Origin of the sequence: Bacillus infantis, assembly GCF_008180445.1 — a bacterium.
In the GTDB taxonomy this organism is placed as follows: Bacteria; Bacillota; Bacilli; order Bacillales; family Cytobacillaceae; genus Bacillus_AB; species Bacillus_AB infantis_B.
On the sequence record NZ_VTER01000011.1, the window covers coordinates 170,409 to 193,169 of the forward strand.

General features: G+C 48.3%; 16 protein-coding genes and 1 other annotated feature. Of the genes, 12 read left to right on the forward strand and 4 right to left on the reverse strand.

The genetic code is table 11. The features are described 5' to 3' along the window. Positions 1 to 5 precede the first annotated feature (5 nt). Together FZD51_RS20250 and FZD51_RS20255 are read left to right on the forward strand one after the other, a co-directional pair. A complete protein-coding gene (locus FZD51_RS20250; RefSeq protein ID WP_148976412.1) occupies positions 6 to 275 on the forward strand; it encodes a DUF1294 domain-containing protein in 270 nt (89 codons plus the stop codon). Between the two features lie 63 nt (positions 276 to 338). Beyond that, positions 339 to 911 carry a TVP38/TMEM64 family protein gene (locus tag FZD51_RS20255; protein WP_148976413.1) on the forward strand — a complete coding sequence of 191 codons (573 nt, stop codon included), beginning with the start codon at positions 339 to 341 and terminating at the stop codon, positions 909 to 911. A gap of 118 nt (positions 912 to 1,029) precedes the next feature. Here FZD51_RS20255 and FZD51_RS20260 read toward each other — a convergent pair whose 3' ends face one another. Then, positions 1,030 to 1,425 carry a sigma-w pathway protein ysdB gene (locus FZD51_RS20260; RefSeq protein ID WP_148976414.1) on the reverse strand — a complete coding sequence of 132 codons (396 nt, stop codon included), beginning with the start codon at positions 1,423 to 1,425 and terminating at the stop codon, positions 1,030 to 1,032. A gap of 168 nt (positions 1,426 to 1,593) precedes the next feature. On the opposite strand from FZD51_RS20260, the gene FZD51_RS20265 reads away from it, so the two are divergent. Then, entirely contained in the window at positions 1,594 to 2,082 is a 489-nt protein-coding gene (locus tag FZD51_RS20265; RefSeq protein ID WP_148976415.1) for a dUTP diphosphatase, read from the forward strand. Between the two features lie 112 nt (positions 2,083 to 2,194). Then, the gene (locus FZD51_RS20270) at positions 2,195 to 3,280 is read left to right on the forward strand and encodes a M42 family metallopeptidase (RefSeq protein ID WP_009796003.1); all 1,086 of its coding nucleotides are present in this window, start codon (positions 2,195 to 2,197) and stop codon (positions 3,278 to 3,280) included. A 114-nt stretch (positions 3,281 to 3,394) separates the two neighbouring features. On the opposite strand, the gene sspI is transcribed toward FZD51_RS20270, so the two are convergent. Next, positions 3,395 to 3,601: a small acid-soluble spore protein SspI gene (gene sspI / locus FZD51_RS20275; protein ID WP_148976416.1), complete on the reverse strand. Its 207-nt coding sequence runs from the start codon at positions 3,599 to 3,601 to the stop codon at positions 3,395 to 3,397. 119 nt (positions 3,602 to 3,720) lie between these two features. On the opposite strand from sspI, the gene FZD51_RS20280 reads away from it, so the two are divergent. The 4 genes from FZD51_RS20280 to ltrA all read left to right on the forward strand — a co-directional run bounded on the left by FZD51_RS20280 (position 3,721) and on the right by ltrA (position 10,878). Further along, a complete protein-coding gene (locus FZD51_RS20280; RefSeq protein ID WP_148976417.1) occupies positions 3,721 to 4,470 on the forward strand; it encodes a TrmH family RNA methyltransferase in 750 nt (249 codons plus the stop codon). Positions 4,471 to 4,548: 78 nt separating this feature from the next. Continuing rightward, positions 4,549 to 4,796 (forward strand) — a binding site (T-box leader). A 61-nt stretch (positions 4,797 to 4,857) separates the two neighbouring features. Continuing rightward, positions 4,858 to 5,895, forward strand: a complete 1,038-nt coding sequence (pheS, locus tag FZD51_RS20285; protein ID WP_148976418.1) for a phenylalanine--tRNA ligase subunit alpha — start codon at positions 4,858 to 4,860, stop codon at positions 5,893 to 5,895. A gap of 12 nt (positions 5,896 to 5,907) precedes the next feature. Next, positions 5,908 to 8,322: a phenylalanine--tRNA ligase subunit beta gene (gene pheT, locus FZD51_RS20290; protein ID WP_148976419.1), complete on the forward strand. Its 2,415-nt coding sequence runs from the start codon at positions 5,908 to 5,910 to the stop codon at positions 8,320 to 8,322. Between the two features lie 1,212 nt (positions 8,323 to 9,534). Further along, complete coding sequence (ltrA, locus tag FZD51_RS20295) at positions 9,535 to 10,878, forward strand: group II intron reverse transcriptase/maturase (RefSeq protein WP_148976420.1); 1,344 nt, start codon at positions 9,535 to 9,537, stop codon at positions 10,876 to 10,878. A 194-nt stretch (positions 10,879 to 11,072) separates the two neighbouring features. Here ltrA and FZD51_RS20300 read toward each other — a convergent pair whose 3' ends face one another. Continuing rightward, positions 11,073 to 11,630, reverse strand: coding sequence for a cysteine hydrolase family protein (locus FZD51_RS20300; RefSeq protein WP_148976462.1), 558 nt, complete (start codon positions 11,628 to 11,630; stop codon positions 11,073 to 11,075). A gap of 141 nt (positions 11,631 to 11,771) precedes the next feature. Here FZD51_RS20300 and FZD51_RS20305 point away from each other — a divergent pair, with 141 nt between their 5' ends. Together FZD51_RS20305 and FZD51_RS20310 are read left to right on the forward strand one after the other, a co-directional pair. Then, complete coding sequence (locus FZD51_RS20305; protein ID WP_148976421.1) at positions 11,772 to 13,280, forward strand: class I adenylate-forming enzyme family protein; 1,509 nt, start codon at positions 11,772 to 11,774, stop codon at positions 13,278 to 13,280. Positions 13,281 to 13,353: 73 nt separating this feature from the next. Then, positions 13,354 to 13,902 carry a GNAT family N-acetyltransferase gene (locus tag FZD51_RS20310; protein WP_148976422.1) on the forward strand — a complete coding sequence of 183 codons (549 nt, stop codon included), beginning with the start codon at positions 13,354 to 13,356 and terminating at the stop codon, positions 13,900 to 13,902. 109 nt (positions 13,903 to 14,011) lie between these two features. Here FZD51_RS20310 and FZD51_RS20315 read toward each other — a convergent pair whose 3' ends face one another. After that, positions 14,012 to 15,139: an MFS transporter gene (locus tag FZD51_RS20315; protein WP_148976423.1), complete on the reverse strand. Its 1,128-nt coding sequence runs from the start codon at positions 15,137 to 15,139 to the stop codon at positions 14,012 to 14,014. 355 nt (positions 15,140 to 15,494) lie between these two features. Between FZD51_RS20315 and addB the strand changes: the two genes are divergently transcribed. Then, positions 15,495 to 18,986 (forward strand): helicase-exonuclease AddAB subunit AddB, encoded by a 3,492-nt coding sequence (addB, locus tag FZD51_RS20320; protein ID WP_148976424.1) that lies wholly within the window; start codon positions 15,495 to 15,497, stop codon positions 18,984 to 18,986. Next, positions 18,979 to 22,743 carry a helicase-exonuclease AddAB subunit AddA gene (gene addA / locus FZD51_RS20325; RefSeq protein ID WP_148976425.1) on the forward strand — a complete coding sequence of 1,255 codons (3,765 nt, stop codon included), beginning with the start codon at positions 18,979 to 18,981 and terminating at the stop codon, positions 22,741 to 22,743. Before addB ends, addA begins: the two co-directional genes overlap by 8 nt. Positions 22,744 to 22,761: the final 18 nt, after the last annotated feature.

Genomic DNA, 22,761 nt, shown 5'->3' on the forward strand with positions numbered 1-22,761 from the left:
TGATAATGCAATGGGCTGCTTTGTATTTGCTGCTGATCAATGCAGCAGGCTTTTTTATTATGAGGGCAGATAAACAAAAAGCACGGAAAAATCAATATCGGATAAGCGAAAGAACACTCTGGACCATAGCTTTTGTTTTCGGGGCTCCGGGAATGTACGCCGGCATGAATAAATTCAGGCATAAAACAAAGCATGATGCTTTTAAATACGGGCTGCCGGCGCTGAGCATAATTGAAGCGGCAGTCTGTATATATTTGCTTGCCGTTTGGTCATAAGCTGCCTTCATTTGCTATATGTTAAAGTAACATCAAGATTTAACAGCAAAGAAGGTGGCAACCATGAATGAAATGCTGTCTCTCGTATTGGCCGCCGTCCATACGGGCGGCTGGCTGTCTCCGGTCTTATTCATTCTGCTTCATACAATAAGGCAGTTTCTTTTCGTGCCTGCCGCTGCTGTTTGCATAGCGGGAGGGGCGGCATTCGGAATGGTTCCGGGCACCGCCTATTCTGCTGCAGGGCTTCTCCTTGGGAATATGCTCTTTTATTGGCTGCTGGAAAAAATGCCTGCTGCCCGCAGTAAGCTGTCTTCTTTGAAGAAACGCTGGTTCGGCGAATACAGGAATCTTACTGCAGGCCAGGTGGCTGTTCTCCGGCTGATCCCTTTCGTTCATTATCATCTGCTCACCTTTTGTCTGCTTGAGCGGTATAAACGGTTTGGGGAGTTTGTGAAGGGAAGCTGGCTGACCAATCTGCCTATGGCGGTATGCTATACCATGTTTGGCGGTTTCATCAGCCGGTTTTCGCTTCCGGCCGCATTGGCAATTCTGCTGGTACTTGGAGTTTTAGTGTATATACTAAGAGAGAAGATGAGCGTTATTCAATGGCGGGATTTTTTTAAAGAAACTGCATAAGAAGAACATGGCTCCGGCCGCTGGGTATAAGTCGATTTTCTGCATGATAAAAAGGCGCCAGCCGGATGATTGGCGCCTTTTCCTTTTTCTGATGTTCAGCTTTCAAACTCCCTGAAATTTAGATAGAGTCTGTGCCTTTGCTCATGAATTCCTTGATGGGGCTCTTCCAGTCAAGCTTTGCATTGGGATATTGCTCCGAAATTTTTCTTTCAATGAATTGGAAGTCTTCCCTTACCATCCCTTTGAGAGAGGTCTGGTTATGAGGCCAAATGAAAATGGAAACAACCTCAAAAGCATTGTCAGTGGTCCCTAAATATTTCTCACCCTCAAGCAGGACGCCCTTGTACGTAATCAGGAAATTTTTGCGGACATTATTCTGGTCATCCAGGAAATAATAGCGCTTTTGTTCATGGGCAAGCTCAAGCTTCCGCTTTGGATTGATTATATATTTAACGCATGTGTAGATGAGAAATAAAATGAGTGCAAACAAAAGCAAGCGTATCGCCCACATCATAAAATACCTCCACTGGTCACAGTTTTATCTTTACTTACGGATATATCTCAAAAAAGTTTCGTTCTTTTTTTAATTTGTTATAATTTTTTCTGACGGATGATTTTTGCTGGTCAATCTCCGTCAGCAAGTTCGTTCTGAAAACCAGCTGAAAGGAGATGTTTATCTGCTGTGAATATCAACAAACTTTTTGATATGCAAAAAGCGCTTGACCATCATATTGAGACAGAACATAAATTGACGGAAGAAAATCTATTTGACAGAAAAGTCCTGGCCCTTTTGGTAGAGCTGGGAGAGCTTGCCAACGAAACGAGGTGCTTCAAATTTTGGAGCCAGAAGCCGGCTTCTGAGCCTGCAGTCATTCTTGAGGAATTCGTCGACGGCGTCCATTTCATCCTGTCACTCGGAATTGAATGCGGATTTGAGGGCGGTGCCGACATTGAGCCGCAGAAAAAAGGCGAATCACTCTCCCATCAGTTTCTGAACCTCTATCATTTGATAGATAAATTCAGTGCTTCGAGGACCCTTATGGACTTTAATGTGCTTTTTGGCGCATATGTATGCCTGGCAGAAATGCTTGGGTTTTCTGAAGATCAAATCGAGAGGGCTTATGTGGAGAAGAATGAAGTGAATTATGAGAGACAGCGGCAGGGATACTAGCAGATAGGCTTTGCTTCGTTAAGGAAACCGCAAGATTCGGATTTTTCTTTTTACACCATGGGACAGTAAGGTATAATGGAGAAGAAAATAAATATTAAGGGAGTCGAAACATATGGCAAAATTAGATGAAACGCTGACGATGCTGAAGGAATTGACCGATGCAAAAGGCATTCCGGGCAACGAGCGCGAAGTTCGCGAAGTCATGAAGAAATACATAACAGAATTTGCAGACGAAGTGACAACTGATGGCCTTGGCAGCCTTGTGGCCAAGAAAACAGGAAAAGAGGGCGGACCGAAAATCATGGTTGCCGGCCACCTGGACGAAGTAGGATTCATGATCACAAGCATTGATGACAAAGGCTTCCTCCGCTTCCAGACGGTCGGTGGCTGGTGGTCACAGGTTATGCTTGCACAGCGTGTGACCATTGTAACAAGCAAAGGGGACGTTACAGGCATCATCGGATCCAAGCCGCCGCATATCCTTCCTCCTGAAGCCCGCAAAAAGCCGGTCGACATCAAGGATATGTTCATTGATATCGGTGCTTCCAGCCGCGAAGAAGCGATGGAATGGGGAGTCAAGCCTGGGGATATGGCAGTCCCTTATTTTGAATTCACTGTGATGAATAACGAAAAAATGCTGCTTGCCAAAGCATGGGACAACCGCATTGGCTGTGCCATCGCCATCGATGTGCTGAAGCAGCTTAAAGATGCCGAGCATCCAAACGTGGTATACGGTGTCGGCACGGTGCAGGAAGAAGTAGGGCTTAGAGGGGCAAAGACAGCTGCCAACCTCATTGAGCCGGATATCGGCTTTGGCGTGGATGTAGGAATCGCAGGGGATACACCTGGAATCTCTGAGAAGGAAGCATTGAGCAAGATGGGCAAAGGGCCGCAGATCATCCTTTATGATGCATCCCTTGTATCCCACAAAGGCTTGCGTGACCTTGTCACAGATACAGCGGACGAAATGAATATCCCATACCAGTTTGACAGCATTGCCGGCGGAGGGGCAGACTCAGGCGCCATCCACCTTTCCCATAATGGCGTGCCTTCCCTGGCCATCACGATTGCCACCCGCTATATCCACTCGCATGCAGCCATGCTTCATCGCGATGACTATGAAAATGCAGTCAAGCTCATCGTTGAAGTGATTAAACGTTTGGATAAAGAAACAGTTGACAGGATTACTTTCGATTGAAAAAACGAACAGCCCCTCTTTGCGGGGCTGTTCGTTTTTTTCGGTTTTCAGCGGGTGACAGGCACCTGTACCACTTTCGAAATTGGTATGGGTGCCTGTCACCATCCCTGCAGCCTATTTCAGGCTGCTTTCCAATGTGTGGAGCATTTCTTTTTTGTCTTCTTCTGATGAGTTCTGCCAGATGACTTCGAAGAGGACGCCAAGGCCAGGCAGCATTTTTTCTTCGCCGTTCTGGATTGCGTCGACTATGGTCTCCTTCAGCTCGTCCTGAGAGTTGCCGGAAACATTGTGGATAATGGCATTGCGCAAGTTCAGATTCATCTGTACGCACCCCTTTCATATTCAATTCTTTAATATGTTTTCTATTTTTGGATTTATTATGTACAGAGGGTAAGCTATAATAAGAAAATTGAAAGCTGAAAGATAAAGGAGAGACCGTGTTGAAGCATATTCAATCTGCAAATAATCCGCAGATCAAACAATGGAGGAAGCTGCTGGCCAAGAAAGAGCGCGATAAAACGGGCATATTCCTTGCTGAAGGATATCATCTGGCTGAAGAAGCCCTAAAGGGAGAAAAAGCCGTCGAGCTGATCATCAGTGAAAATGCAGAGCTGCCTGTCCGCTGGGATTACGGCGAGCTGCCGGTAACAATGGTAACCGATGAAATCATCAAATCACTCTCAGACACCGAAACTCCCCAGGGGGTCATCGCGGTGTGCAAGGAAGAAAAAACGCCGCCTTCTGTAAAAGGAAGCACCTTCCTGCTGATTGATGCTGTCCAGGATCCCGGCAATCTGGGAACCATGATCAGGACAGCTGATGCTGCTGGAATTGATGCAGTGATAGTCGGGAAAGGCAGTGCAGATATTTATAATCCTAAGGTTCTCCGGTCCGCCCAGGGCAGCCATTTTCATCTTCCGATCATAAGAGGCAGCCTCAATGAGTGGATGGACAGGCTTGGGGAAGAGGAAATACCGGTCTACGGGACGGCTCTTGAAAATGGATCACCCTACAAGGAGACCCATCCGGCCGGCCGTTTTGCGCTTCTGGTCGGAAATGAAGGCAGCGGGGTCAGCCCTGAGCTGCTTGCGCGGACAGATAAGAATCTTTATATCCCGATATACGGAAAAAGCGAGTCGCTCAATGTTGCGGTCGCAGCAGGCATCCTCCTGTATTATCTGAAGAATTGAATTGGGCCTGTAAAAACTTGAAAAGAGTTTGAAACAAAGGGAAGAATATACTATAATAAACAGCAAAACTGCATTACATAAAAAGCGATGATGGAGAAAAGTAGCTTATAAAAGCTCACCAGGGATAAAATGCCGTGACTGGAAGCATTTTAGAGTGTTTTTTAAGTGAAGTTCACCTCCTGAGCTGGCATCGGGAACATTTGCAGACACTGCAAATCGAAAGATGCCCCCGGCACAGCCGTTATCTGAATGAAGCGAACAGCACCTTCTTTGAAAGGCGGCTGTTAATAAGGGTGGTACCGCGAATCCAAAACCTCGTCCCTTAACAGGGAGGGGTTTTTTATTTTGCCTAAAAATATCGCTGTTACGTAAAAAGGAGGAAAAAATATGCAAGACCGTTTAAAAGAATTGCAGCAGGAAGCTTTAAACGCAGTTGAAAAAGCTGAGAACCTAAAAGAGCTCAATGATATCCGTGTATCCTATCTTGGCAAAAAAGGCCCGATTACTGAAGTCCTGAAAGGGATGGGCAAATTATCGGCCGAAGAGCGTCCGAAAATGGGGGCGCTGGCAAATGAAGTGCGCGACAGCATCTCTTCAGCCATTGAAGAAAAGCAGGTAAAGCTCGAGAGGGCAGCCGTAGAACAAAAGCTGGCTGAAGAGACCATTGATATCACCCTCCCGGGAAGCCCTGTCAGAACCGGTACTCATCATGCACTGACAAAGATTGTTGAAGAAATTGAAGACCTGTTCATCGGGATGGGCTATAGCGTAGCGGAAGGCTATGAAGTCGAAAGTGACTATTATAACTTTGAAGCGCTGAACCTGCCGAAAGGGCATCCTGCCAGGGATATGCAGGATTCATTCTATATTACAGAAGAAACGCTTCTCCGCACCCATACTTCTCCTGTACAGGCACGCACAATGGAGGCCAATGAAGGGAAAGGACCTGTCAAAATCATCTGTCCAGGCAAGGTATACCGCCGCGATAACGACGATGCGACACACTCCCATCAGTTCATGCAGATAGAAGGATTGGTTGTGGCCGAAGGAATCAGCATGGCAGATCTAAAAGGCACGCTTGAGGTTTTTGCTAAAAAGATGTTTGGCGAGGAACGGGAAATCCGTCTCCGCCCGAGCTTCTTCCCATTCACAGAGCCTTCAGTGGAAGTGGATATCTCCTGTAAGATCTGCGGCGGGAAAGGCTGCAGCGTCTGCAAAGGAACTGGCTGGATCGAGGTTCTTGGTGCAGGCATGGTCCATCCGCATGTGCTTGAGATGGCAGGCTATGATCCGAAGAAATATACCGGCTTTGCATTCGGCATGGGTGTAGAGCGGATTGCGATGCTGAAATATGGCATAGACGATATCCGCCATTTTTATACAAATGACATTCGTTTCTTGAAACAATTTTCAGTACAGGAATAGGAGGACTGCTTTATGTTGGTTTCATATAAATGGCTGCAGGAATATGTAGATCTATCCGGCATCTCCGCAGCAGAATTGGCAGAAAAGATTACTAAGAGCGGAATAGAAGTAGAAGGAATCGAAACATTGAACGAGGGCATCAAGGGGGTAGTTGTTGGCCACGTGCTGGAACGCGAGCAGCACCCTAATGCCGACAAGCTGAATAAATGCCTTGTTGATACAGGCGGGGAAGCGCCGGTGCAGATCATCTGCGGCGCGCCGAATGTGGATAAAGGCCAGAAGGTTGCCGTTGCAACAGTAGGAGCTGTCCTGCCGGGCAACTTCAAGATCAAGCGTGCAAAGCTGCGCGGCGAAGAATCAAACGGCATGATCTGCTCTCTTCAGGAGCTTGGAATCGAGGGCAAGCTTGTTGCAAAAGAATTCTCCGAAGGCATCTTTGTTTTCCCGAATGATGTGGAAGTGGGCCAGGATGCGCTTGAAATGCTGAACAGGGATGATCATGTCCTTGAACTCGGACTTACTCCTAACCGTGCGGACTGCCTGAGCATGCTTGGCGTTGCTTATGAGGTTGCAGCCATCCTGGGAAGAGAAGTGAAGCTTCCTTCCCCGCAGGCAGCAGGATCAGCTGAAAAAGCTTCAGACTATATTACAGTGAATGTTGAAGCCAAGGAAGACAATCCGCTTTATGTGGCGAAAGTCATTAAAAACGTGATAGTCGGGCCTTCTCCTCTATGGATGCAGACGAGGCTGATGGCCGAGGGCATCAGGCCGCATAATAATGTGGTTGATATCACGAACTATGTTCTGCTTGAATACGGCCAGCCGCTCCATGCTTTCGACTATGGGCGTCTTGGCTCCAAAGAAATCCTTGTACGCCGTGCGAATGAGGGTGAAACCATTGTCACGCTGGATGATGCAGAAAGGAAGCTTTCAGCAGATCATCTTGTCATTACGAATGGAAGTGAGCCTGTAGCGCTTGCGGGTGTAATGGGCGGCGCAAATTCCGAGGTGCAGTCAGATACAACTACAGTCCTTCTTGAATCTGCGTATTTCACAGCGGGAACGATCCGCAAAGCGTCTAAAGACCACGGCCTGAGAAGCGAAGCCAGCACCCGCTACGAGAAGGGGGTAGACCCTAACCGTGTCCGTGCTGCTGCAGAAAGAGCAGCTGAACTGATGGAGAAGTATGCATCAGGTCAAGTTCTTGAAGGATCAGTTGAAGCTGATTCGCTCACAATCGAGCCTGCAGTCATCTCCATTTCCCTGGAAAAAATCAACAGGGTTCTCGGAACTGAACTGGCAATGGGAGAAGTAGAAGATATCTTTTCCCGCCTTCAGTTTGAAGCATCTGCAGACAATGGTTCCATTACCGTAACAGTCCCAAGCCGCCGCGGTGATATCACGATCGAGGAAGACCTGGTTGAAGAATTGGCAAGATTGTATGGCTATGATAACCTTCCTGTCACATTGCCTTCCGGTGAATCGACACCTGGAAGCCTGACCGAGTATCAGAAAAAGCGCCGCATCGTCCGCCGCTATCTTGAAGGTGCCGGTTTATACCAGGCAGTGACCTATGCTTTGACCAGCGAAAAGAAAGCAGGCCAATATGCGATTGAAAGCCGCGAACCGATCAAGCTGGCAATGCCGATGAGTGAAGACCGCAGCATCCTGCGCCAAAGCATTGTTCCGCAGCTGCTGGAGGTATTGAAGTACAACACAGCACGCCAGAATGACAGCCTTGCGGTCTATGAGACAGGTTCTGTATTTCTGTCCAATGGCAGTGAGAGTCTTCCGGAGGAGCGCGAGCATCTCGCAGCGGCCATCACTGGCCTTTGGCACTCCCACCCTTGGCAGGGAGAGAAAAAGCCGGTCGATTTCTTTGTGTTAAAAGGAATTGTGGAAGGCTTATTTGCCCGCCTTGGCCTTGAAGGAAAAGTTGAATACCAGCGTGCCTCAGTTGACGGCATGCACCCGGGAAGAACAGCTGAAATTATTCTTTCCGGTAAAAAAATCGGTTTTATCGGGGGAGTACATCCAACAGTCGAGAAAGATCTTGACCTGAAGGAAACCTATGTATTTGAGCTTTCCCTCAAGGATGTGCTTGAAGAAGAAACTGCGTCGCTCCAGTATCAAGCGATTCCGCGCTACCCGTCCATTACAAGGGATATCGCCCTGGTGATTGATTCTGAAAAAGAAGCAGGAGAGCTGGAGCGTATCATCAAGGAAGCTGGCGGAAGCCTGCTGAAGGAAGTGGCCGTGTTCGATCTGTATGAAGGAGATAGAATGGAGGCTGGCAAAAAATCGCTTGCATTCTCCCTGAAGTATTTTGATCCAGAGAAAACACTCACAGATGAAGATATCGCCAAAGCCCATGATAAAGTGCTTGAAGCGGTAAAAGAAAAAGCCGGGGCAGTATTGCGCGGTTAATAAAAACGGCACGCCCAGGCTGCCTGACATAAAAGATGTCAATTTGCAGACAAAAAAGGGGTACGGAAATTCTTCCGTACCTCTTTTTGAGCTTGCTAATTTTATTGAAGGCATCTGTTGTATCTTTCCAATAGGAGTAAAGCAGGATAACATAAAGTGCACAAGTTTATATGTTTATGACTTTCTTTTCCTGTTATATATCATAATGACGGAGAATATCCCTTTGTTTCTATTGCAGAATTGCCCCAAAAGTTTAAAAAGCCCTGTTGATCGGAATGGAAGGCACGCAGACTCCTGGAGCGACCGAGCATAGGTCATAACATATAACGGGTGGGATTCCCGTCGAGAAAGAACTAGCCATTCACTTGTAGCGAGTCTTGGAGGGCAAGTGGCAACACTTTGCCTTTAAGCGTAGACAGCGAGGTAATGGGCCGTAAGCCGTATGGTTGAAGGGATTGAGCTCCGAAATTCGTGCACAATTGGAAGGCCGATGTGTTCAGGAGTACAGAAGGCAACACCGTCTGTTTCGATAAAGGCAAGAAACAAACGGCTTCCCGGAGTCGATGACCTCGGCACGTTACACATTGATATGTTATGGCAACTCGGGAGATCCTTTAAGTCTTCTCCTGGAAACAGGAAAAAGTAATGACGAACAAGTGATAACAAAGCAAGGGCTGTCAAATGCTTAAAGGAAGTCGGATAGCCTCATAGTACCAATGAAGTCGGGTAACTCTGACGGAGGGAAGGCGGCTACCTGTCATTGCCATTCACTTGTAGCGAGTCTTGGAGGGCAAGTGGCAACACTTTGCCTTTAAGCGTAGACAGCGAGGTAATGGGCCGTAAGCCGTATGGTTGAAGGGATTGAGCTCCGAAATTCGTGCACAATTGGAAGGCCGATGTGTTCAGGAGTACAGAAGGCAACACCGTCTGTTTCGATAAAGGCAAGAAACAAACGGCTTCCCGGAGTCGATGACCTCGGCACGTTACACATTGATATGTTATGGCAACTCGGGAGATCCTTTAAGTCTTCTCCTGGAAACAGGAAAAGTAATGACGAACAAGTGATAACAAAGCAAGGGCTGTCAAATGCTTAAAGGAAGTCGGATAGCCTCATAGTACCAATGAAGTCGGGTAACTCTGACGGAGGGAAGGCGGCTACCTGTCATTGCCCTTGAAAGGGAAACATTAACTGCACACAGAGGTAGATAAATAATGGAAACGAAACTAACAAGGATAGCGGAACTAGCCAAACTGAATCCAGACTTGGTCTTTACGTCCCTGGCACATCTTCTTAACGAAGACTTTCTCAAACAGTGTCACCATGAACTGCCTTCAGGAAAAGCCACAGGGATAAATGACGTGACCAAAGAGAAATACGGAGAAGAGCTGGACAAGAATATCCAAGGACTAGTGGAACGTTTAAGACGGCAGGCCTATCGGCCTGTACCGGTAAAACGTACTTACATCAACAAGCCGGGTACGAAGAAGAAAAGACCGTTAGGTCTGCCTGACCACGAGGACAAAATCGTCCAACGCGCGGTGACAAAGATTCTTAATGCCATCTATGAAAATGACTTCCTTGATTCATCATTTGGATTTCGTCCGAACAGGAGCTGTCATGACGCATTAAAGATTCTGAACGTCTATATTGAAGGACGATACACCAACTATATCGTAGATGCCGACATTAAAGGTTTCTTTGATAATGTTGACCATGGATGGATGATGAAATTCCTGCAGCACCGCATCAACGATGCGAGCCTTCTTAGAATTATTGCCAGATTCCTCAAAGGAGGATACATGGAGGAGGGCGAATACTTTGATTCGGATAAAGGCACCCCACAGGGAGGTGTCATTTCACCTATTCTGGCCAACGTGTATCTTCACTACGTCTTGGACCTCTGGTTCGAAAAGACTGTGAGGAAACAATGCAAAGGACAGGCTTATATTGTTAGGTATGCGGACGATTTCGTGTGCTGCTTCCAGCTTAAAAGTGATGCGGAAGCCTTCTATCTAGCTCTACTCAAACGACTGGATAAGTTCAATCTCGAAGTGGCTCAAGATAAGACGAAAATCATTCCTTTTGGAAGGTTCGCAGAAAGAGACTGTAAACGAAATGGTCAGGGGAAGCCGCCYACGTTCGACTTTCTTGGGTTCACTCATTACTGTAGTGAAAGCAAGAAAGGAAAGTTCAGAGTGAAGCGCAAAACCAGCCGCAAGAAGCTGAATGCCAAACTAAAGCAACACAAAGAATGGCTTAAAATCCACCGGACCACGAATATAAGAGATATTATGGGTAGAATATCCAGGTCTCTTATCGGCTACTACAACTACTACTGCATAACCGATAACCTCCAAACAGTAGAAAACTTCCTGGATAGAATCCGGAAACTACTCTTTAAGTGGATGAATCGGAGAAGCCAAAGGAAGTCTTTCAGCTGGGAGAAATTTAAATTATTCCTTGAAAAGTACCCTTTGCCTAAAGGAGGCTCAGCGCCGCCCCGCGGAAAGCGAAGTGCCTGGAACGCAAATCAACAGCCCCATAGCAAGACATAACTATGGTCTTAAGTTGTTTCTATTTTTCCTCCATAGCGCTGCTGGTGTTTTTGAAAGAAAAATGTTATTAACCTCTATAGCTCTTGAGTAAAACTCATCGTATATCCAAAAAAAATCAACAGCCCCCCATTCAAAAAGATATTTTATAAGCCAGTCATTTCCCCTGCCTTTGCCCTAAGTCCAACTATTAATTATTAAACAAGCAACCCCATCAGCTCCCCAGCAGTCACTACCTGCGCAAACTCCTTATTCAGCATCGCCAATTCAATCTCATGCACCTGCTCAGGAGGATAAACCGTGCCTCCAGTACCTTTGGCCTCAAACGCGGCACAAGCATCGGAAACAAGATAGGCGGTGAAGCCCAGATTGCCCGCCATCCTTGCAGTGGTTGAGACGCAATGCTGTGTCGATAATCCAGTTATACAGACATTCTGGATATTTTCGCTTCTTAAATAGGACTCCAGGCTTGTACCGATGAATGCAGAATTCACTTCTTTCTGAAAAACCTTCTCATCCGGCAGCGGGGCATTGGCATCTTTAAAGCTCACACCCTCTGATTTCTCACGATATAAAGGAGAAGAAGGCTGAACAGATAAATGCTGAGAGTAGATGATCTTCCAGCCTCTTTTTCTCCATTCCTCCTGCAGCTGCAGAATCACTTCCTCTGCGCCGGGATTGTTTCTTTTCCCCCAATATGGGTCGTCAAAGCCCTTTTGCACATCCAGGACAAGCAGGGCTGGCGGGGATTCCATCTTTTTCAAAGGCTGCACCTCTTTTCTCGGATTAATAACTCAGCTTTATTATTTCCGGAGTATGGAAAATCATCCGGGTGTAACTCCTCTGCAACTAATGTTATTTACACTCTCCATATCAAAGATGAAGGAGAGATTGCATTGTGGAGGGAAATCGACTGGCTGACCAATAGAGCAGGGCTGTCGCCCGGCGCTGTGGCAGTTATTGACGCTGAACAGGAGAAATCCTGGACATATAAAGAGTTGAACACCAGGGCGGAGGCTTTGGCCGGCTGGCTGCTGGAGAGGGGGGCTGTCAAAGGTGACAGGATCGCCCTGCTTGCGCCTAATCATATAAGCTGCCTGGACTTCCTGTTTGCCTGCGGAAAAATCGGTGCCATTTTTGTGCCGGTGAACTGGAGGCTTGCGGCGGAAGAAATACAGGCCATACTGGCAGACTGCACACCCGCAATTATAGGCTATCATTATTCATTCATTGAACTCGCATCACGCCTGCAGCTGCATCAATATGAGTCTGTCTGCCTGGACGAAACACCCTTCAGGATGCCTGGCCGCTCATTCATTCCTCCATGGCAGGTCGATGAGGAGGATCCCCTTGCCATGATCTATACGGGGGGAACGACCGGGAAGCCGAAGGGAGCTGTGCTTTCCCATCGGGCCATCTTCTGGAATGCCGTCAATACGGCAGTCAGCTGGGGACTTACGAACCAGGATACAACCATTACTTATCTGCCGATGTTCCATACTGGAGGCATCAACGCCCTTACAATGCCTGTGCTGATGGCCGGAGGCAAAATCGTCCTCGCCGGGAATTACAATCCGTCTGATGCAGCCCGTTATATCAGGGAATATCAGTGCACCATCATCCTGCTTGTGCCTACGATGTACCATATGATGATAGATACAGAGGAATTTAAGGAAAGCTCGTTTGAATCCATGAGGGTATTTCTTTCAGGAGGCGCTCCGTGCCCGCTTTCGATTTATGAAGAATTCAGGAGGAAAGGATTGCACTTCAAAGAGGGCTACGGCATGACGGAAGCCGGGCCGAATAATTTTTATATCTCCCCGCAGGAAGCTGTGCTGAAAAAAGGATCCATCGGAAGGCCGATGCTGTTCAACACAGTCAAGATCTTGGCAGAAACAGGCGTCGAGGCAGGAAATGGAGAAGTTGGGGAGGTTTTGATAAAAGGGCGTCATGTCTTTTCATGCTACTGGAATAATGAAGAGGCCACAAAGGACGCTGTAAGAGATGGCTGGCTCTATACCGGTGACCTCGCAAAAGTCGATGATGAAGGGTTTTTCTATATAGTCGGACGGAAGAAGGATATGATCATCACCGGAGGGGAAAATGTATATCCGCTGGAAGTCGAGCAGTGGCTGGGCTCCTGTCCGCAAGTGGATGAAGTATCTGTCATTGGGATCGATGACCGGAAATGGGGGGAAGCAGTAACGGCATTCATTGTGCTGAAGGAAGAGGCTGCCATGACCAAAGAAGAGATAAAGAGTTATTGCAGGCAAAAGCTCGCTGCATATAAAGTACCTAAATTCATTTATTTTCTTGATAAACTCCCAAAGACCCATGTGGGAAAGATCGACAAAAAGCAGCTGAAAATGACTGCGGCAGAAATGGCAGCTGCTAAAGAAGGATAATTCGGCATCCCTATCGAATAAAAGGGTACTCCCGGCGGCTGAAAGCCTGCTGGAAACAACTGGGGAGATCGTTATGATTACAGAGAAACTGCTGGAAGGCGAAAATATCAGACTAGGCTATTTTGCGGAAAAAGATCTGGAAAACATATTGGAGTGGCATACCGGAGAGCTTTTTATGCGCCATCTTGATGCGGTGCCTGTAAAGCTGCGGACGAAGGATGACCTGAAAAAGCAATGGCTGGAGGAAAACAGTGATGCGTTCCGATTTGCTGTCATCCATAAAGACACCGAAAAGGTAATCGGCTTTGCTGAGGTTGATGGTGTGCTTTGGACGCATAAGACTGCCTGGGTCAGCCTGGGCATCGGCAGCGAGGAGCATTGGGGGAAGGGATATGGAAGTGAAGCGCTTCTATGCCTGATTGACTATAGCTTCAATGAACTGAATCTCCATCGCCTTCAGCTTACCGTGTTTTCCTATAACAGCCGGGCCATCAGGCTGTATGAAAAAATCGGCTTTAAAAAAGAAGGAGCCTACCGTGAGTTTATGGAACGAAACGGGCAAAGATATGATATGTTCCTCTACGGGCTCCTCCGCAGAGAGTGGCAGAAAAGTCCGGAATGACAGATTCCGGGCTTTTTTGTGCTGACAGGATAATTGCGGCCGGCAGGAATGACCGGCAGGGCGATTAAATCGGTCAGCCTCGGACAGAAGCAAGGCTTGCCCCTTCTCCCTACAAATCCCTCTCCGCCTTCTCAAGCCTATGAACTATCACCAAATCAATTGCAAAACAGCATAGCAGAAGAATGAGCACCCCGGCAAAAGGCAGGATGGAAGCAGCTGGGGAGGCAAGGCTCGCACCGGTTAAGAGAACGAAAGAGTAGAGTGATAAAGCTTTGGCGCGCCGCTCTCCGCCCAATGATCCTATCAATGTGATGATGGAAGGAATCAAGAGAGAGATCGAGGCGACGAAAGAGACTGATAGAATAACAAGCATTTCCGCCCCTGTGAGAAGAAGGCCCATGCTCAGGATCCCAAGCCAAAGGCCTGTTATTAGTGTGCGGTAAACCCCGAATTTCTCAATTAATCTGCCGGTGAAAAGAGATAAAATGGCGCCTGCCATGCCTGCCGCCCTGAGAAGGAACAATTCCTGGAAGGTGCCGCTGTATTGCCGTGCAAGGCTGTCATAGAAAGCTGCAAAGGAGAACAGCAGAGTAAACGCAATCACATAGCATAACAGAAGCCTGTTTTTTTTCAGCAGGACCGCAAAGGATGAATAGACGCTTTCCCGGACTGCAGGCTTTTCTGTGGCAGGCAGCAAAATCCAGGCCAAAATGAATAGCGTGAGATAGCATACAGAAAAAAAGAAAAAGACAGATTGCCAGCCATAATGCAGGGTAAGGACAGAGCTGATCAGCTGGCCGAGTATGCCTGCAAGGAGAAAGCCTGTATTGATGAGCACAAGCAGAAGCGTTCTCCCGCGGCCGTAAAATAAGTCGAAAGAATAGGCAAAAGCCACAGGCGCAAAACTCCCGAGAACAAATCCCTGAAGAGACCGGAGGAAGTAAAGGCTGCCTTCACTGCCGGAAAGCCCGACCGCAAAAGTGGCAAGTGCAGAAGCGAGCATCCCAAAGACAATGACCTTCTTTCTGCCTGCCCTGTCTGACAGAGGGCCGAATGTTAAAAGGCCCATAGCATAAAAGATGGAGAAAAGGCTTCCGGCTGTAATGATTGCTCCTTCATCTGCATGAAGAGAGGCGGCCATTTCACCGTATATGGGAATGAGGGTATAAATATTCGAAGCGACCAGTATCCCGGAAATGACAAGCAGGGCTCCGGAGACGGACAAACCTGGTTTCATAGCGTGAGTTTTCCCTCCTTTTATGAAAATTCCTGAGGCTGTAAGATTCTTATGCATACACGCTGTCTGCGTTCCTTTATGAATCTGTCTTCTTTTGTTCTTTTCAATATATGCCAATGGGATACACTTGGAAAGTTGTTCCCATCCTGGTGTATCCCATTGGCAACAATCACGGAAAAATAGTATAATAATAGATAAATAAGGGCAGCAGCTTCTATGCTGCCTGGTATAAAAATTTCCAAAGGCGCAGAACAAGCTGCGCCTTTTTCGCACTTAAATAGCAGGATGAAGGGTATCTGAAAAGCCTTTACGGCCGGACGGAATCCGGCAGATGGATAATAGGGGAGGACCACGGATGTCTGTACGTTTTATATTAGGCCGGAGCGGCAGCGGCAAGACTTCGCTCTGCCTTGAAGAAATCAGGGAGAAAATGAAGATCGAGCCGAATGGCCATCCAGTTGTTTATCTGGTGCCTGAGCAGATGACATTTCTTTCGGAATATAAGCTCATCACAACCCCGGGGCTTGGCGGGATGATCCGTACACAGGTCTTGTCATTTACAAGGCTTGCCTGGAAGGTGCTGCAGGAAACAGGCGGGATCAGCCGCTATCATTTGAACAGCACCGGCGTTAATATGCTCATCAGAAAAATAATCGAAGATAAAAAAGATGAACTGAAAATCTTTCAGCGGGCGGCAGGCAAGAACGGCTTTATCGGCCAAATGGAGCAGATGCTGACAGAATTCAAACGGTATTGCATTGAGCCGGAAGCTCTAGCAGGGAAACGGGAAGAGCTTGAATCCGGAAGGGGCAGCAGGGGGCTTCAGGACAAGCTGCATGATATGGAATTGATCTATAAGCAGTTCGAAGAAGGCCTGCTTGGCAAGTATGTGGATTCCGAGGACTATTTCCGCCTTCTTACTGAAAAAGCAGGGATGTCGGAGTACCTGAAAAATGCCGAGGTGTATATCGACGGCTTTTACAGCTATACGCCCCAGGAATATATGATCATCCAGCAGCTTATCAGAGTCTGCAAAAGAGTGACGGTGACATTTACGCTTGACAGGCCATACAAAACAGCAGTCCCGGAAGATCTTCATCTTTTCAGGATGTCCGCAGAATCATACCAGTCGGTCTATGAGATTGCGGGGATGGCAGGGGCAGAGGTGGAAGAGGAAGTACTGCTGAATGGGCAGCAGCGCTGGGAAAATGACTCGCTCCGCCATATGGAAAGAGCCTTCAGCAGCCGGCCGGCCGAGCCTTTTGCAGGAAAAGCGAACGTCCATATTGCACAGGCAGTGAACCGGAGGGCAGAAATAGAAGGTGCGGCCAGAGAGATTAAGAGGCTGGCGGCAGAAGAGGGATACCGCTATAAAGATATCGCTCTTTTAATGAGGAATGGATCGGTTTACCATGACATCATTGAAACAATCTTCGATGATTACGGGATTCCGTTTTTTATCGATCAAAAGCGGACGATGATGAACCACCCGCTTATTGAGCTGATCCGCTCATCACTTGAAGTGATAACCGGCTTCTGGAGATATGAGCCTGTTTTTCGCGCAGTCAAAACCGAACTGCTGTTTCCATCACAGGTAAATCTTGATGTGATCAGGGAAAAAATGGACAAGCTTGAAAACTATGTTCTGGCATATGGTGTCCAGGGGACGAAGTGGACAAAAAAGGACCGCTGGAATTACCGCCGCATCAGGGGGCTGGAGTTTGAATCGATCGTCCAGACCGACTTGGAAAAAGAGCGGGAAGAAGAGCTGAATAGAATGAGGGACCTGATCGCCGCACCGATACTCCGGCTCTCTAGGAGGCTTAAGAAGGCTGACAGCGGAAGAAGGCTTTGCGAGGCTGTTTATCTTTATTTGGAGGAACTGGATATACCGACGAAGCTGGAGCGGTGGAAGCTGGAAGAGGAAGAGAAGGGGAATCTTGTAAAGGCGAGGGAACATGACCAGGCCTGGAATGCTGTTATGGAGCTTCTCGACCAGTTCGTAGAAATGCTCGGGGATGAGCAGATCGGCATGAAGCAGTTTGCCTCCATCCTTGATTCAGGGATGGAATCGCTCCGCTTCTCTCTTGTTCCGCCGGCCATGGACCAGGTGCTGGCAGCAGACCTGGACAAATCTCGTTTGTCGGATATAAAGGCAGCTTTTGTCATCGGGCTGAATGAAGGTGTCCTGCCTGGCAAGTTCACTGATGAAGGAGTGCTTGCTGATGCTGACCGTGAGAAGCTTCTGCAGTCAGGGCTTAAAATTGCCCATGGCAGCAAGGTCAGGCTCCTGGATGAGGATTTTCTGGCTTATCGCGCCTTTTCCACACCTTCCTCCCATCTGTACATCAGCTATCCCCTCGCCAATGAAGAGGGCAAGGCACTGATGCCGTCGCCTTATATCAGCCGGGCAAATGAACTGTTCCCGGAGGCGGGGCAGCTGATGTGGATGGCCGATCCGTTCGAACTTCCTGAAGAGGATCAGTTATTATTCGCCATGAACGAGGATACGAGTCTTTCTTATCTGGCTTCCCAGCTCCAGATGAATAAAAGAGGCTATAAAATCAGCGGGATCTGGTGGGATGTCTACAATTATTATCATGCCCATCCGAGGCTCGGAGACACGGCCAGAAAAGTGCTTTCCAGCCTGCACTACGAAAACAGAACGGCCAGGCTTTCGGAAGAGGCTGCCAAGGAGCTGTACGGTGAAACGATCCAGGCAAGTGTATCAAGGATGGAACTTTTCCACAGCTGCCCATTTTCACATTTTGCCCAGCATGGCCTGAAGCTCCGGGACAGGAAGGTCTTCCGCCTGGAAGCGCCGGATATCGGCGATCTGTTTCATGCTGCGCTGAAATTCATAGCTGAGACCGTCATGGATAAAAGGATGTCCTGGTCTGACATGACAAGGCAGGAATGCGAGAAGCTTGCCAAAGAGGCGGTGGAGATGCTTGCGCCAAAGCTTCAGAATGAGATACTGCTGAGCTCGAACCGCCACTTTTATATCAAGCGCAAGCTCGAAAATATCATCAGCAGGGCTTCGTATATCCTGAGCGAGCACAGCAGGGCAAGCGGGTTCTCCCCAGTCGGGCTTGAGCTCGGCTTTGGCCCTAAGGATAAACTTCCGCCTCTGTCCTTTAAGCTGAGGAATGGGACGAACATGGAGCTGGTCGGCCGGATTGACCGGGTTGATAAAGCGGAAAATGAAAATGGCGTATACCTCAGGGTGATCGATTATAAATCCAGTGCAAGGGATCTGAATATCAGTGAAGTCTACTATGGGCTTGCTCTGCAGATGCTTACCTACCTGGACATCATCATCACCCACTCAGGGGATATAGCAGGGAAAAAGGCCGATCCTGCAGGAGTCATGTACTTCCATGTCCATAATCCGATTGTGAACTCTCCGAAGCTTCTCACACTCGATGAGATTGAAGAGGAGATTTTTAAGAAGTTCAAAATGAACGGCCTTCTTCTCGGCGATGAAAATGTATTAAGGCTCATGGACCAGACACTTGATTCCGGCGACTCATCGATTATATCGGCTGGATTTAAAAAGGACGGGACCATCACGAAAAGGTCGAAGGTCGCGACAAGGGACGACTTCGAGAGCCTTCGGAAATTTGTCAGGGGAACCTACACAAAAACCGGGGACGCGATCATAAGCGGATCAGCAGATATTTCCCCTTATAAAATGAAGGACAAGGTGCCTTGTACATTCTGCTCGTTCAAGTCAGTCTGCCAGTTTGACGAATCGGTTGAATCGAATGAGTACAGGGTGCTTTCCCCTAAGTCAAATGAAGAACTGATGGATAAGATACGAAAGGAGGCGGGAGAGAATGGCTAAAGCTATTATTCCTCCAAAGCCTGAGGGGGCAGCCTGGACGGATGACCAGTGGAAGGCAATCATGGCTTCGGGCCAGGATATCCTTGTGGCTGCAGCGGCAGGCTCCGGCAAAACGGCAGTGCTGGTTGAAAGGATCATCAATAAGATCGTTTCCAGGGAAGAGCCGGTCAATGTAGATGAGCTCCTCGTCGTGACCTTTACGAATGCGTCTGCCGCAGAGATGAGGCACAGGATCGGGGAGGCGCTTGAGAAAGCGATAAACAGGGATCCGCAGTCTGCGCATTTGCGCAAGCAGCTCAGCCTGCTGAGCAGGGCTTCAATTTCAACTCTTCATTCATTCTGCCTTGAAGTGATCCGGAAATATTATTATCTGATCGATATCGATCCCGGCTTCCGCATTGCCGATGAGACAGAGGGGCAGCTCCTCAGGGATGAAGTCCTTGAAGAACTGTTCGAAGAAGAATACGGCAAGGAAAACAATGAAGATTTTTACCGGCTGGTCGATGCTTTCACGAGCGACAGGAGTGACACAGCCCTCCAGGATATCATCAGGGAACTGTACGATTTTGCACGGTCCAATCCGGCACCGGATCAATATCTCGATAAAATCTCGGACATGTACGAAGTCAGCAGTGATGCAAAACTGGAAGAGCTTCCGTTTATGTCAAGCGTCCTGTTTGATATCGGACTGCAGCTTGAGGGAGCAAGGCAGCTGCTGGAAAATGCGCTTGAGCTTGCCAAAACGCCCGGCGGTCCTGCTCCAAGGGCAGAGAATTATATGGACGATATCAGGGCAGTTGAGACCTTGATTGCCGCAAATAATGATTCCTGGTCCAGTTTAAATGAAGCCATGCAGCTTTGGAGCTTTGGCAGGGCGAAAAATTGCAAAGGCGATGAATATGATCCCGATCTGGTCAAGCAGGCCCATAAGTATAGAGATAAGGCAAAGAAAATGATCCAGGATCTGCAGGCGGAATTCTTTTCGCGCAGGCCGGAAAGCTTCATCCGGGATATTGGGGAGATGAAGCCGCATATCGATGTACTCGTCCGGCTCGTCCGGTCCTTTTCAGAGAAATTCAACAGTGTGAAAAGTGAGAAGGGACTTGTTGACTTTGCTGATCTGGAGCATTTTTGCCTGGAAATCCTTTCTGATCCTTCTGCGAGGAAGGAGGGAGCCATCCTGCCTTCAGAGCCTGCTCTTACTTACCGGGACCATTTCAGGGAAGTGCTGGTTGATGAATACCAGGATACCAACATGGTCCAGGAAGCAATCCTGCAGCTGGTGACGAAGGAGGGGGAAGAGACTGGCAATCTGTTTATGGTTGGAGACGTGAAGCAATCCATTTACAGGTTCAGGCTGGCAGAACCCAATCTGTTCCTCGGCAAATATACTCGCTTTACTGTGGACGGAGAGAAAACAGGATTAAAGATCGACCTTGCAAGAAACTTCCGCAGCAGAAAGGAAGTGCTTGAAGGGACCAATTTCCTTTTCAAACAGGTGATGGGAAAAAAAGTAGGGGAAATCGATTATGACCAGGCTGCCGAGCTTGTAAAGGGAGCTTCGTACCCTGAAGACCTTCCGTATCCTGTTGAACTTCATCTGATCGACCTGGACGGACAGGAGAAGGCCGAAAGCGGTGATGCGGATGAAACGGATGCAGGGTATGACCTTGAGGATCTTGAGCAGTCACAGCATGAAGCAAGGCTGATGGCTGAGAAAATCAAAGAAATGCTGTCATCCGGGAAAAAGGTGTATGAGCCGAAATCGGGAGCATATCGTCCTTTAAGGTATCGCGATATTGTCATCCTTCTAAGGTCGATGACATGGGCGCCGCAGATTATGGAGGAATTCAAAAAGCAGGGGATCCCGATTTATGCAAATCTGTCTTCAGGCTATTTTGAAGCTACCGAGATAGCCATTATGATGAGCCTTCTAAAAGTGATAGACAATCCGCATCAGGACATCCCGCTTGCCTCTGTTTTGCGGTCGCCGATTGTCGGCCTTAACGAAGAAGAGCTTGCCCAGATCCGCATCGCCGATAAAAAAGGTTCCTTTTATGAAGCGATGAAGGCATTCTGTGAAACAAAGAAAAGCGGGGATCTGTATGATAAAGTTAAGCCGTTTTTCCTGGATATTGCGGAATGGAGATCGATGGCGAGGAAAGGCGGGCTTTCTGAATTGATCTGGCAGCTATACCGGGATACACATTTCTATGATTTTGCGGGAGGGATGCCCGGCGGCAAACAAAGACAGGCCAATCTCCGGGCATTGTATGACCGGGCACGCCAATATGAGGAAACTTCCTTCAGGGGCCTTTTCCGCTTCCTGCGTTTCATTGAACGGATGAGGGAACGGGGCGACGACCTTGGTGCAGCGCGCGCACTCGGCGAACAGGAGGATGTGGTGAGGATGATGACCACCCACAGCAGCAAGGGGCTTGAATTTCCTGTCGTCTTTGCTGCAGGCCTGGCAAGGCAGTTCAATACGATGGATTTGAAAAAACCCTATCTGCTTGATAAGGAATACGGGTTTGCGGCCAAATACGTGAATCCGGAAAAGAGAATTTCTTACCCGTCCCTTCCTCAGCTTGCTTTTAAAAGGAAAAAGAAAATGGAAATGCTGGCAGAGGAAATGCGCGTTCTGTATGTAGCTCTGACGCGTGCCAAAGAACATCTTTTCCTTGTGGCAAGCGTGAAAAATGCAGGCAAAAAACTGGCCGGCTGGCAGCAGGGTGCCAAAAAAGACAGCTGGCTGCTCGATGAATATGAACGGGCGGCTGCTTCCAGCTATCTTGATTGGATCGGCCCCGCACTTGTCCGCCACCGGGACGGGGAGCCGCTGAGAAGCGGGCAGGAGGATGCCGCAGCAGGGAGCCTGGGAGAAATCGCTTTACACCCTTCATCCTGGAGCGTTGAGGTCAGGCAGGCAGCCGTGACTCCTGCTCAGGAGGAGGACAGCGATGAAGCCGGGGAGCAGTGGATTGACAGCGTATATGAAGGCAAACCGGTGCCGGCTGAGTCTCCTTTTAAAGAAAAAATACAAAAATCACTTTCCTGGCAGTACAGCTACCCTTCCGCGGCTTCCCATAAGTCGAAGCAATCTGTATCAGAAATGAAGCGGCAGAGTGAAGTGAAGGATGAAGAGAGCGGCAGCGATCTCGTCATGAATCTGAAAAAGCCGATCCTGAACCGGCCCAGGTTCATGCAGGAAAAATCAATGACACCTGCCGAGCGTGGCACGGCGATGCATATGGTCATGCAGCATGCAGACCTTTCCAATCCTGTGACAGAAGAGTCCATAGAGAGACAGCTGCTGGAGATGAAAGATCGGGAGCTTCTAACGGATGAGCAGGTCCAGGTGATAGACCCGGCCCTCATCGCGGGATTCTTTCAATCGCCTCTTGGCCTGAGGATGAGAAAGGCTGCAAGGATCCAGCGGGAAGTCCCTTTCAACCTGGCATTGCCGGCAAGCACCGCCTATCCGGACTGGAAGGGCACCGAAGAACCCGTGCTTGTCCAGGGGATCATTGACTGCATTTTCGAGGATGAGCACGGTACAGTCCTGCTTGATTATAAGTCTGACAGCATCCATGGGCGCTACAAGGGCGGATTTGAGGAGGCAATGCCTGTCTTCGAAAGACGGTATGATGTTCAGATAAGCCTATATGCAAAAGCTTATGAAGCCATTACTAAGGACACTGTCGATGAAAGGTATCTTTTCTTTTTTGACGGGGGCCATATTTTAAAGCTGAAATAGAGATAATAAGAAAGCAAA

Bases quoted from the DNA above. Each gene is read 5' to 3' on its own strand.
- FZD51_RS20250 (WP_148976412.1), top strand. From the start codon at position 6: ATGCAATGGGCTGCTTTGTATTTGCTGCTGATCAATGCAGCAGGCTTT.
- FZD51_RS20255 (WP_148976413.1), top strand. From the start codon at position 339: ATGAATGAAATGCTGTCTCTCGTATTGGCCGCCGTCCATACGGGCGGC.
- FZD51_RS20260 (WP_148976414.1), bottom strand. From the start codon at position 1,425: ATGATGTGGGCGATACGCTTGCTTTTGTTTGCACTCATTTTATTTCTC.
- FZD51_RS20270 (WP_009796003.1), top strand. From the start codon at position 2,195: ATGGCAAAATTAGATGAAACGCTGACGATGCTGAAGGAATTGACCGAT.
- sspI (WP_148976416.1), bottom strand. From the start codon at position 3,601: ATGAATCTGAACTTGCGCAATGCCATTATCCACAATGTTTCCGGCAAC.
- pheS (WP_148976418.1), top strand. From the start codon at position 4,858: ATGCAAGACCGTTTAAAAGAATTGCAGCAGGAAGCTTTAAACGCAGTT.
- pheT (WP_148976419.1), top strand. From the start codon at position 5,908: ATGTTGGTTTCATATAAATGGCTGCAGGAATATGTAGATCTATCCGGC.
- FZD51_RS20300 (WP_148976462.1), bottom strand. From the start codon at position 11,630: ATGGAATCCCCGCCAGCCCTGCTTGTCCTGGATGTGCAAAAGGGCTTT.
- FZD51_RS20310 (WP_148976422.1), top strand. From the start codon at position 13,354: ATGATTACAGAGAAACTGCTGGAAGGCGAAAATATCAGACTAGGCTAT.
- FZD51_RS20315 (WP_148976423.1), bottom strand. From the start codon at position 15,139: ATGAAACCAGGTTTGTCCGTCTCCGGAGCCCTGCTTGTCATTTCCGGG.
- addB (WP_148976424.1), top strand. From the start codon at position 15,495: ATGTCTGTACGTTTTATATTAGGCCGGAGCGGCAGCGGCAAGACTTCG.
- addA (WP_148976425.1), top strand. From the start codon at position 18,979: ATGGCTAAAGCTATTATTCCTCCAAAGCCTGAGGGGGCAGCCTGGACG.